This is a genomic window from Acinetobacter portensis (assembly GCF_023158935.1).
GTDB lineage: Bacteria > Pseudomonadota > Gammaproteobacteria > Pseudomonadales > Moraxellaceae > Acinetobacter > Acinetobacter faecalis.
Genome location: NZ_CP096120.1, coordinates 2,126,156 through 2,138,721 on the forward strand (window position 1 = coordinate 2,126,156; position 12,566 = coordinate 2,138,721).

The 12,566-nt window shown below is 37.5% G+C and carries 8 protein-coding genes; 5 read left to right on the forward strand and 3 right to left on the reverse strand.

Annotated elements, in window-relative coordinates:
- The first annotated feature begins 191 nt into the window (after positions 1-191).
- From MZO21_RS10630 to MZO21_RS10645, 4 genes are all read left to right on the forward strand, one after another.
- On the forward strand, positions 192-1,406 hold the full coding sequence (locus tag MZO21_RS10630; RefSeq protein ID WP_154771751.1) for an acetate/propionate family kinase: 1,215 nt from the start codon (positions 192-194) through the stop codon (positions 1,404-1,406).
- Between the two features lie 49 nt (positions 1,407-1,455).
- Entirely contained in the window at positions 1,456-3,597 is a 2,142-nt protein-coding gene (gene pta, locus MZO21_RS10635) for a phosphate acetyltransferase (protein ID WP_248103803.1), read from the forward strand.
- Between the two features lie 242 nt (positions 3,598-3,839).
- Complete coding sequence (locus MZO21_RS10640; protein ID WP_248129636.1) at positions 3,840-4,184, forward strand: YciI family protein; 345 nt, start codon at positions 3,840-3,842, stop codon at positions 4,182-4,184.
- A 649-nt stretch (positions 4,185-4,833) separates the two neighbouring features.
- On the forward strand, positions 4,834-6,360 hold the full coding sequence (locus MZO21_RS10645) for a fumarate hydratase (protein WP_248101984.1): 1,527 nt from the start codon (positions 4,834-4,836) through the stop codon (positions 6,358-6,360).
- 125 nt (positions 6,361-6,485) lie between these two features.
- Here the strand turns inward: MZO21_RS10645 and clpX are convergent, their stop codons facing one another.
- From clpX to tig, 3 genes are all read right to left on the reverse strand, one after another.
- Complete coding sequence (gene clpX, locus MZO21_RS10650; protein ID WP_248101982.1) at positions 6,486-7,796, reverse strand: ATP-dependent protease ATP-binding subunit ClpX; 1,311 nt, start codon at positions 7,794-7,796, stop codon at positions 6,486-6,488.
- Between the two features lie 24 nt (positions 7,797-7,820).
- Positions 7,821-8,432: an ATP-dependent Clp endopeptidase proteolytic subunit ClpP gene (gene clpP / locus MZO21_RS10655; RefSeq protein ID WP_154771756.1), complete on the reverse strand. Its 612-nt coding sequence runs from the start codon at positions 8,430-8,432 to the stop codon at positions 7,821-7,823.
- A gap of 192 nt (positions 8,433-8,624) precedes the next feature.
- Positions 8,625-9,956 carry a trigger factor gene (tig, locus tag MZO21_RS10660; protein WP_248101987.1) on the reverse strand — a complete coding sequence of 444 codons (1,332 nt, stop codon included), beginning with the start codon at positions 9,954-9,956 and terminating at the stop codon, positions 8,625-8,627.
- A gap of 254 nt (positions 9,957-10,210) precedes the next feature.
- Between tig and MZO21_RS10665 the strand changes: the two genes are divergently transcribed.
- Positions 10,211-12,388, forward strand: a complete 2,178-nt coding sequence (locus MZO21_RS10665; protein ID WP_248101980.1) for a TonB-dependent receptor domain-containing protein — start codon at positions 10,211-10,213, stop codon at positions 12,386-12,388.
- The last annotated feature ends 178 nt before the right edge of the window (positions 12,389-12,566 follow it).

Below are 12,566 nucleotides of genomic sequence, written 5' to 3' on the forward strand. Positions count from 1 at the left end.
ATAGATCCATAAATTTTAATTATTATTGAATAAAGGGTCGATTGTGCTTAAGTCTAATCTCCTAAAGTCTATCTAGGACAAGAAAAAAGCACATGATACAAATATACACATAGATCAAAAGATAATGAATATCAATGATCAAGGGTAATACAACAATTCAAGTACGATAATTTTTAGTTAAGGGAAAGGTCATGCCTAAATCAGTACTCGTAATCAATTGCGGTTCATCTTCAATCAAGTTTGCACTTTTACTCGAAGATCAAGACTTTCGCATTCATGGTTTAGCTGAAAACTTAGGTACGCCAGAAGCCCGAATTAAAGGTGTCACTGTTGGTAATGAACCCGTAGATATCCATATTCCAAACGCAGGTCATAGCGAAGCATTAGAAGTTGGTTTATCGCGCTTAGCGAACTACAAACCAGATGCAATTGGTCACCGTATTGTACACGGCGGTACATTAACTAAAGCCGAACTTATTACAGAAGATATTATTGACACAATTCGTCAAGCTACACCACTTGCTCCGCTTCACAACCCTGCTCACTTAGTAGGTATTGAAGCGACTCGTCGTTTATTCCCAGATTTACCACAAGTTGCAGTTTTCGATACAGCATTCCATCAAACTATGCCTGCTCATGCTTACCGCTATGCAGTGCCTAAGTTCCTTTATACAGAACACAATGTACGTCGTTACGGTTTCCACGGCACAAGCCATGCTTACGTTTCTGAACGTGGTTCTGAACTTGCAGGCAGCTTAAAGCAAGGTGGCTGGTTAGTTGCACACTTAGGAAACGGTAGCTCAACTTGCGCAGTATGGAATGGTCAATCTGTAGATACCTCTATGGGCTTAACACCGCTTGAAGGCCTTGTAATGGGTACACGTAGTGGTGATGTTGACCCAAGTATGCACAGTTTCCTTGCGAAAAACTTAGGTTGGGATATCTACAAAATCGACAAAATGCTCAATAGTCAATCTGGTCTTTTAGGTTTGTCTGATCTTTCTAACGATATGCGTACACTGATTGAAGCTTCAGAAAAAGGCAACGAAGATGCTGCTTTAGCAATTGAAGTATTCTGCTACCGTCTTGCTAAATCGCTTTCTGCATTAAGCTGTGGTTTACCTCGCTTAGATGGCTTGTTCTTCACCGGTGGTATTGGTGAAAACTCTGCTTACATCCGTGAAAAAACACTAGGTTACATGCCACACTTTGGTTTCAATCTAAGCAAAGATGGCAACAACAACTTAAAACGCGGTACAGAAGGTCGTATCGACAATGGAACAGGTCCTCAAATTTGGGTAGTTCCAACCGATGAAGAAGGTCGTATTGCGAAAGAAACTGCATCTGTTGTTCAAAGTGGACTTGGTGCATTAACCGCAAAAAAGTCTGAAGCTGTATCGGCTTAACGTATTACATTTAACTCAATTTAATTTAATTTTTAAGATTTAGACGTATATGAAAACGATTTTATTGGTTCCAACAGGTGAAGGCGTAGGTTTAACATCTGCATGTTTAGGTCTAATTTATGCTTTGGAATGCCAAGGCATAAAAGCTGGTTTCTTAAAGCCCTTCTCTCAAGAAGCGCAAGCAAAAACTGAAGATCGCACAGCCGCGCTGTATCAGCATTTATTTAAAGATGAAACTGTTGAACCAATAGACTTCGAAACACTTACTCAGCGCCTTAACCAAGGCGAAAATGATGAATTACTTGAAGATGCAGTTCGTTTTCATCGTCAAATTGCAAAAAAACATGAATTAATTATTGTTGAAGGTCTTGTGCCAACAAGCCGAGACCCTTTTGCAGCAGAAATTAATACAGCACTTGCAAAAGCACTTGACGCAAAAGTAGTTATTGTAAGCAATGCAAATATTAATCAAGCGACTACATCTGCTGAAAAAGTTGAAAGCCTATTACGCCAATATGGTGGTGTTTCTTGCGGTCGCATGTCGGGCGTTCTGTTCATGCGTACCAAAGGTTTGTCAGAAGAATCTGCACAAATTCCTGTAACGCTAGACCCAAGCTTGCGTTTAGTCGATGAAACTCAAAGTTTTGTTGCTCAAATTCAAAAAACGCATGCACATATTGGTTCTAAAGATTTACCTGTAATTGGCTTAGTGCCTTTTAGTAATACACTTAGCGTACCTCGCATTTCCGATCTTGCATCTCATATTCAAGCAAGTTGGATTAACCGTGGTGATGCAAATCAACGTCGTGTTTTACATAGCAGTTTAATTGCTTCAAATATTGAATATGAACTTAATAAATTTGTTGCTGGTGAACTGATTATTAGTGCATCTGACCGTATTGATGTGCTTTTAGCAAGTAGCCTTGCAAGTAGCAATGGTATTCCACTTGCTGGCTTAGTTCTTACAGAACACCATCAACCAAATAATGATGTTCTGAATTTCTGCCAATCTGCAATTAAGCTTGGTTTACCAATTTTACATACGCCATTAAGCACGTTCGAAACATCTCAACGTCTTGCTAACTTTGGTAATGAAATTCCTGTAGATGATACAGAACGCGCAGAACAAGTAACTCGTTTTGTTTCAAGCCATATTCATCCAGATTGGTTAACAAGTCTGATTAATGGCACGCATCAACAACGTCTGTCACCATCTGCCTTCCGCCATGAATTGGTACAAAAATCAATTGCTGCGAAAAAACGTATTGTTCTTCCTGAAGGCGATGAACCTCGTACTATTCAAGCAGCCGCGATTTGCCAATCTCGTGGTATTGCGCAATGTATATTGTTAGCAAAACCTGAAGCTGTCGTTGAAGTTGCAAAAGCGCGTGGTATTGAACTTCCAAACGATTTAGAAATTATTGATCCTGATCTCATTCGCGACAATTACGTTGCGAAAATGGTTGAGCTTCGCAAAGGTAAAATCAACGATCTTCAAGCAAAAGAACAGCTTCAAGATACTGTTGTTTTAGGCACAATGATGTTGGCTTTAGACCAAGTAGATGGTTTAGTTTCAGGTGCTGTTCACACAACTGCAAATACAGTTCGTCCTGCGTTCCAGCTCATTAAAACTGCGCCAGATTACTCGCTTGTATCATCTGTATTCTTCATGTTGTTACCAGATGAAGTTTATGTATATGGTGACTGTGCAATTAACCTAGATCCTAATGCAGAACAACTTGCGGAAATTGCAATTCAATCTGCCGATTCTGCAAAAGCATTTGGTATTGACCCACGTATTGCAATGATTTCATATTCTACTGGCACTTCAGGTGCAGGTGCGGAAGTTGAAAAAGTGGCTGAAGCAACACGTATTGCTAAAGAACGTCGTCCCGACTTACTGATTGATGGTCCACTTCAATACGATGCAGCATCTGTTGAAAGTGTTGGTCGCTCTAAAGCGCCAGATTCTAAAGTTGCAGGTCGTGCCAATGTATTTATTTTCCCAGATTTAAATACAGGTAATACGACTTACAAAGCCGTTCAGCGTTCTGCAAATGTAGTAAGCGTTGGTCCAATGCTGCAAGGTTTAAATAAGCCTGTAAATGACTTATCACGCGGTGCATTGGTCGATGATATTGTATTTACGATTGCATTAACTGCGATTCAAGCAGAGCAACAATCTGCTTAAAATCTAAGTTTGATTGAAAATTTCAAAAGCTCCGCTCCACCACCCTGTCGCAAGATGGGGTGTTTTTTCACTATCAATAATGATATTGACTTCATTTCTATAACAAACAAAACTAAGACTCCTGATTTAAAGCAACAAAAAAACAAATTAACACTATATAAATCAATATCTTACAACACATATTGTTTAATATTTCATGAAAATGAATGCACTCCCAGCACCGATAAAAGAGTTATAAAATTATGAAAAATTTCGTTTTATTTTTAAGAGCTAATACAAATATGTCTCCCGAAGCATTCAGTGATCCTAAAGAAATTGAGCTTAGAAAGGCTTGGCTTAAAAATCTTGAAGAATCTGGTGCTGTTGTAAACTTAGGCGGAACAATGCCACCTATTCCAACTATGGCAACAACTTTATTCGCAGATGGCTCAACAACTCCAGGTGCATTTAAAGAAGTTTCATACTTTTTAACAGGCTACATTATTGTGAAAGCTGAAAGTTTAGAAGCTGCTTTAGAATTAGCAAAAACAAATCCAATTTTAGTTGCAGGCGGTAGCGTAGAAGTACGAGAAATTCTTTTACGTTAATACTTCATTATTGAAGTATTTGGTCATCTAAAAATGACATCCCACCCTGTCGAATGATGGGGTATTTTTATATTTAAAATAATAAGGCTAAATTTGAGATTTGAGATTTGAGATTTGAGATTTGAGATTTGAGATTTGAGATTTGAGATTTGAGATTTGAGATTTGAGATTTGAGATTTGAGATTTGAGAAGAATATTATTTTTATAAAATTTTAAGCAAAAAAAAGAAGATAAAGCTTAGGCTTGATCTTCTTGTTGACCGTAGAACCAAGTTGCTGCGATAAACATAGAAAAACCAACGACTGAAACAATTGCTGTAATCATAATTTCATACTCTAACTTTGATATGAACATTATCTTAAAGTTTTATGACAGTTATATGACAAGTACAAGGTATTAGTGAAATTAAAAATAACAATATTATTCAATAACTTGAGGTATATTTATGAATTTTAGTTTATCTTATATGACATATATTTCATGAAATATGACAAATAATGCATTAAAAACCATCAAATATGACAGCTAAAATTAAAATTACAAGAACATATTAAACTTTCGCCCAAAGCTTGATCAAAACACCCACAAATCATACATTTTGTCTTATAATTTAGCCCGCTAGCTAACAGCCCGCTCAAGAGATTTTTGTATGACTACTATTATCAAGCAAGATGACTTGATCACATCGGTTAAAGATGCGCTTCAGTTCATTTCATACTATCACCCACAAGACTTCATCCAAGCGATGAGCCGTGCGTATGATCGTGAAGAAAACAAAGCAGCAAAAGATGCGATCGCACAAATCTTAATTAACTCTCGTATGTGCGCAGAAGGACATCGTCCAATCTGTCAAGATACTGGTATCGTAAACGTATTCGTTGAAGTGGGCATGGACGTTAAATTCGATTTAACGATGAGCTTAGACGATGCGATTAACGAAGGTGTACGTCAAGGTTACTTAGAAAACTCTAACGTACTTCGTGCATCAGTTCTTGCTGATCCTGCTTTTGGTCGTAAGAACACGAAAGACAACACACCTGCTGTGATCTACCACAAACTCGTTCCAGGTAACAAAGTAGATATCACTGTTGCAGCTAAGGGTGGCGGTTCAGAAAATAAATCTAAACTTGCAATGCTTAACCCATCTGACTCAATTGTAGATTGGGTACTTAAAACTGTTCCAACTATGGGTGCAGGCTGGTGTCCTCCTGGTATGCTGGGTATTGGTATTGGTGGTACTGCTGAAAAAGCTATGATGCTTGCGAAAGAAGCACTCATGGAAGAAATCAATATGGACGAATTACTTCGTCGTGGACCGCAAAGCAAAATGGAAGAGCTTCGTATTGAAATCTTCGAAAAAGTAAATGCTTTAGGTATTGGTGCTCAAGGTCTTGGCGGTTTAACCACTGTTTTAGATATTAAAATTAAAGATTATCCATGTCACGCTGCGGGCAAACCAGTGGGTATGATTCCAAACTGTGCTGCAACTCGTCATGCACACTTCACACTAGATGGTTCAGGCGTTGCAAATATTATTGCGCCTAAACTTGAAGATTACCCAGAAGTGACTTGGGATTCGTCTTCTTCTAAGCGTGTTGACTTAGACAACATTACACAAGAAGAAATGGATTCTTGGCAACCAGGCGACACATTATTGCTTAACGGTACAATCTATACAGGTCGTGACGCTGCGCACAAACGTATGGTTGACATGTTAAACAATGGTGAAGAGCTTCCAGTAGATCTTAAAGGTAAATTTATTTACTACGTTGGTCCTGTAGACCCTGTAGGTGATGAAGTGGTTGGTCCTGCTGGTCCAACAACTGCGACACGTATGGATAAATTCACTCGCCAAGTTTTAGAAGCGACTGGTCTTTACGGCATGATTGGTAAAGCTGAACGTGGTCCTGCTGCAATTGAAGCAATTAAGGACACGAAAACAACTTACCTAATGGCTGTTGGTGGTGCTGCTTACTTAGTATCTAAAGCAATTCGTGAAGCTGAAGTTGTTGCTTTCGAAGATTTAGGTATGGAAGCAATCTACAAATTTGTTGTTAAAGATATGCCTGTTTCTGTAGCTGTTGACGTAAATGGTACATCTGTTCACGCAACTGCACCAAAAATTTGGCAAGCTAAAATTGGTAAAATTCCAGTAGTTGATGCTGCTGCGAAATAATTACTAATTTTGCATTTTAAATGCCACCACTTTTAGAAGTGTGTGGCATTTTTATTTGTGTCATAAATAAAATTTAAACATAAAAAAGCACGCCTTAAGGCGTGCTTTTTAATACAAAAATTAAATTAAGCAGATTTATTCACTAACTTAAGATCAACTTTTGGTTCTTCTGTTTTAACTTCTTGCTTTGGCTGACGCTCAGCTTTAAGCTCTGGTTGAGCATTGTCATTAATAACTGCTTCATTTACCACAACTGTGCCAACATCTGTACGGCTTGGTAAGTCATACATTGTTTCAAGCAATGAGTTTTCAAGAATAGAACGCAAACCACGCGCACCTGTATTACGCTCTAATGCTTTTTTCGCAACAGCACGTAATGCAGTATCTTCAAATACTAAATCTACATTTTCCATGTCGAATAAGTATTGGTATTGACGTGTTAATGCATTTTTTGGCTCAGTCAAAATTTGCATTAAAGCATCTTCATCAAGCTCATCTAAAGTTGCAACAACAGGAACACGACCAATAAATTCTGGAATTAAACCAAACTTCACAAGGTCAGTTGCTTCAACTTGACGGAACAAATCAGAAAGTTTTTTGGTTTCATCTTTTTTACGCACTTCTGCCGTAAAGCCAATGCCACCCTTTTCTTGACGCTGTTGTACAATTTTCTCAAGTCCAGAGAATGCACCGCCACAAATGAACAAAATGTTTGAAGTATCAACTTGAATCAACTCTTGTTGAGGATGCTTACGACCACCTTGTGGTGGAATTGCAGCAACTGTTCCTTCAATCATTTTCAATAATGCTTGTTGAACACCTTCACCAGACACATCACGTGTAATAGATGGGTTTTCAGACTTACGTGTAATCTTGTCAATTTCATCAATATAGATAATACCCTTTTGAGCTTTTTCTACATCGTAGTCTGCTTTTTGAAGAAGCTTTTGAACAATATTTTCAACATCTTCACCTACATAACCAGCTTCGGTTAATGTGGTTGCATCTGCCATTGCAAAAGGAACATCAAGTAAACGAGCAAGCGTTTGCGCAAGCAATGTTTTACCTGAACCCGTAGGGCCTACAAGCATGATGTTACTTTTAGAAATCTCAACACCATCTTCAGCTTTATGACCGCTATTTTGCACTTTTAGGCGCTTATAGTGGTTATATACAGCAACAGATAAAGTCTTCTTCGCAACATCTTGACCAATCACATATTGATCTAATGCAGCACGAATTTCATGCGGTTTTGGTAAAGGTTTAGTCGCCCAATCACTTGATTCTACTTGTTGACTGGTTTGAACTAAATCTAAACATACGTCCACACACTCATTACAGATGTATGCGTCCTCGCCTGCAATCAGTTTCCCGACTTCAGACTGCGTTTTACCGCAAAATGAACAATTCTTATGTTCTTGAGGATGATCGGACATATTTACTCCAATAACTAATCTTTTTTAAATTGATGGACGTTTAGATAAAACTTCGTCCACTAAACCGTATTCTTTTGCTTGCTGTGCAGTCATGAAATTGTCACGATCTGTATCTTTAGCAAGACGTTCATAATCTTGACCGCTGTGTTCAGCCATCAAACGGTTTAAACGTTCTTTAATAAATAAAATTTCGCGTGCGTGAATTTCAATATCAGATGCTTGACCACGGAAACCACCTAATGGTTGGTGAATCATCACACGAGCATTTTCAAGGCAATAACGCTTACCTTTCGCACCAGCATTTAATAAGAAAGCACCCATTGATGCTGCTTGACCCATACAATAAGTCACAACATCTGGTTTAATAAATTGCATGGTATCGTAAATTGCCATACCAGCAGTTACTGAACCGCCTGGAGAGTTGATATATAAGTGAATGTCTTTATCTGGATTTTCAGCCTCTAAAAACAACATTTGCGCAACAATTAAGTTCGCCATATTGTCTTCAACTTCACCTGTTAAAAAAATCACACGCTCACGTAAAAGGCGTGAAAAAATATCAAATGAACGTTCACCACGGGAAGACTGTTCTACCACCATTGGAACTAAAGCATTTTCAATTGTTGGAACATACATACGTTTATTTATTCCTAAATTCTTGTGAGGTAATCCATAGTGACAATATGAGGGATATTTGCCAAAATTGCAAAATATTCACGATTAAATAGCAGAAATTTTCGCACCAAACAAATCAAATAAAAAATCATTTCTTTATTCATTTTCATAAAAAAAGGCGCAATAAGCGCCTTTTTTTATTTCAGCTAGAAATTAGCCTTGTTGACGAGCTTGTTGCTCTTTCAATAAGTCTTCATAGCTTACTTTTGTATCAGTTACTTTAGCAGATGCTAAAATGTGATCAACAACTTGATCTTCTAATACAACAGCTTCAATTTGTTGACGTTGTTGCGCATCGTTTTTGAAGAATTCAATTACTTCGTTTGGATCTTCGTAAGAAGAAGCCATGTCAGCAATGTAAGCTTCAACACGAGCAGCATCTACTTCAATTTTAGATTCAGCTAAAACACGGCTTACTAATACGCCAAGTTTAACTGATTTTTCAGCTTGTTCTTTGAACAAATCATCTGGAAGCATGCTGCTGTCAAATGCTTTAGCACCTTGAGCACCAAACTGTTGAGTGAATTGTTGAATCATTTGTTGACGTTGACGGTCAATTTCTTGAGACAACATAGACTCTGGAATTTCTACTTCGTTAGCAGCTACAAGCGCATCAAAAGTTGCACCTTTAACTTGGTTACGAAGACCATTTTTCACTTCACGTTCCATGTTTTTACGAACGTCAGCTTTAAGTTTTTCAACGCCTTCTTCTTCAGTCAAACCAAATACTTTTAAGAATTCAGCATCAATTTCTGGAAGCTTTTGTTTTTCAACAAGCTTAACAGTAATTTTGAATTGAGCAGCTTTACCAGCAAGGTTTTCAGCTTGGTAGTCTTCAGGGAAAGTTACATCAATAACTTTCTCTTCGCCTTTCTTCATACCAACGATACCGTCTTCGAAGCCAGGGATCATACGACCTGAACCTAAAACAAGTTTAAAGTCTTCAGAAGAACCGCCTTCAAACTTCTCGCCATCTACAGAACCTTCGAAATCAAAAGTTACTTGCATGTCTTTTTTAGCCATGCCTTTTGTTTCAGCCCAAGAAGCGCGTTGTTTTTGAAGATTTTCGATCATTTGATCTACATCTTTATCAGTTACTTCAGTTGCTTTACGTTCAACTTCTAAACCGTCAAATTTAACATCAACTTCAGGATAAACTTCTACAGTCGCTTGATACACTAAAGCATCATCTTTCATTTCAGTTGAATCGATGTTTGGCATACCAACAGCGTTGATTTTCTCTTGTTGGATTGCTTCGAAAACTGTGTCACGAATAATGTCGTTAACAACTTCTTGATAGATACCAGCACCGTATTCGCGACGAACTACGTTCACAGGTACTTTACCTGCACGGAAGCCGTTAATCTTTACAGTTTTGGCAGTGCGTTTCAAACGAGCTTCAAATTGCTCATTAATACGGCTCGTCGGTACTGATACATTTAAACGACGGGCAACGCCCGAAACCGCTTCAGAAGTTACTTGCATGGCTTCCTCGATATAATTGGAAATAACAGGTTTTTTTAAAAGTGCCATATTATATGACAACATTTAAAGATATACAAAAAAAGGATTATAGCACTTTTAGCTAAATTCGTAGCACAAAGCGTTTGCTCATATTTTATAAGTAACAATCAAGAGAAAATTGTTTACTTTTTATTGCTAATGATAATGTTTATCGTTATTATTGCGATCAATTATTATTCAAGCCCTTCTTTCTCGTCCAAATTTGGAATTCTGTTATGAGTAAGTTCAAACTAAATCCTTTATCTATCGCATTGCTTGGGGCAATTGCAACTCCAACTTTTGCAGAAACAACTACAGAAAATAAGAATCATCAATTATCAACAATTGTTGTATCTGCTGCAGGTTATGAACAAAAAATTACCGACGCGCCTGCATCGATTACCGTAATCACAGAAGATCAACTAAAGACTAAAAGAATTACATCTATTGCAGATGCTTTAAAAGATGTGGAAGGCATTGATATTAGCCCAAGCGCTGGAAAAACAGGTGGGCTAAATATTCGTATGCGCGGAATGGCATCAGAATATACATTAGTATTAATTGATGGAAAACGCCAAAATAGTACAGGAGACCTCACACCTAATGGGTTTGGAGAAACTAAAAACAATTTCATTCCTCCTGTATCTGCTATTGAAAGAATAGAAGTTATCCGTGGTCCTATGTCCACTCTTTATGGCTCTGATGCTATGGGTGGGGTAATTAATATCATAACAAAAAAAGTTTCTGATGTATGGACTGGCTCTTTAGGTCTCGAAGGAACGATTCAACCAAATTCTTCACCATTTGGTAATCAAGGGGCAGTAAATCTATTTGCTACAGGTCCTCTAATTAAAGATAAACTTGGTATTCAATTAAGAGCACGCCATTGGACTAGAGAACAATCTGACATTGTAAAACCCTTAGCTAATGGTACTACTAAAGATGTAGAGCAAGGAAATAACCCAACTAAAGCCGATTTAACAAACCTTGGAGCCCGCTTAACATTTACACCAAATCAAGATCATGAAATTTCATTTGATGCTGATATCACTGAACAAAATTATGATAATAGTAAAGGACAATTAGGAATAAACACTGTTGCTGGTGGTTATACAAACGAGCAAACATATGAGCGCTCAAAATTTTATGTCAATCATGCATGGAAAAACTCTTTTGGACGACTCGAATCCAGCTTGAGTTACAACGAAACAGAAACAATTGGTCGTCTTATACCAAGTCGTGCACAACAAATGAGTAATGAATCAAATCCTCGTGAAATTAAAAGCGAAGATATTATTTTCGATACTAAATTTACAACACAACTTTTTGACAATCATAATCTCACGATAGGTGGACAATGGTGGGATGCAAGTATTAACGATACTCTGAGAAGCATACCAAAAGCCGAATTCACTCAATTAGGGCTATTCGTTGAGGATACTTGGGACATTTCCGACACACTCCATTTAACACTTGGTGGACGTTTTGATGATCATAATAGCTTTGGAGATTTCTTTACTCCACGCGCATATTTAGTTTGGAATGCCCACCAACAATGGACCATTAAAGGGGGGTATAGTGAAGGCTATAAAGTTCCTCGTTTAGAACAACTAACGATGGGGTTCTACAGTGTAAGTAGTCAAGGTAAAACACCATCATTAGGAAATCCTGATCTAAAACCTGAAACTAGCCAAAATGCTGAATTAGGTATCTATTTTGACTCTTTAGCTGGTTTTAAAGCCAATATAACTTACTTCCAAAATAGAACTGAAGATAAAATAACAACATCAGGTGCACCTTATGCATTACTTTATGGCACCAATACTACAGGAGTCCCTGTAGAGTTTGACTGCACTGGAAATGCATCAGACTGTGATACAAAATTAGAGGAATGGGGAGTATCTTGGTCTACCCAAAATAATGATACCCTACGTTTAGCACGCCCATACAATGCTTCGAAAGCAAAAGCTCAAGGTATTGAACTCGGATTGAGCTACGACCTAAATGATGCGTGGAATTTTGCCGCAAACTATACTTGGACTGATGGAGAAATTACAGATCCTCAAGGAAAAACTATAGAAGATACTGAGAATCCAAAGCATATGGCAAATTTATCAGTAATCTATAAACCAGCAGACAATGTTAATTTATGGCTTCGCGGAGAATATAGAAGTAGCCAATTCCGCTCCAATGCCGTTGTACGTAACGCTATAGGCGACTACAAGTCTTACGATCAATGGCATTTAGGATCTAATTTTACAATCAACAACAACTGGGATGTCGGTGTTGCACTTTATAATATTTTCGACAAAAACTTTATAGATTATAAATTAGTCGACAATGAATACTACAACAGCCATCTGAATACCCAAGAAGGTCGTCGTGTTCAGTTAAGTACTACCTTTAAATTCTAATTTTTAGATCAAATAAAAAAACCTGCTTCGGCAGGTTTTTTTACACTTAAACTACATTCATATTCCCCATAAAATAGCCCTAAAATTGCGACTTTTTCCATTTTTATATAAAACATTTACTTAAAACCATTTTGTTATATTATTACATTTAAAAAATCATTTTAAATATTTTAAAGAA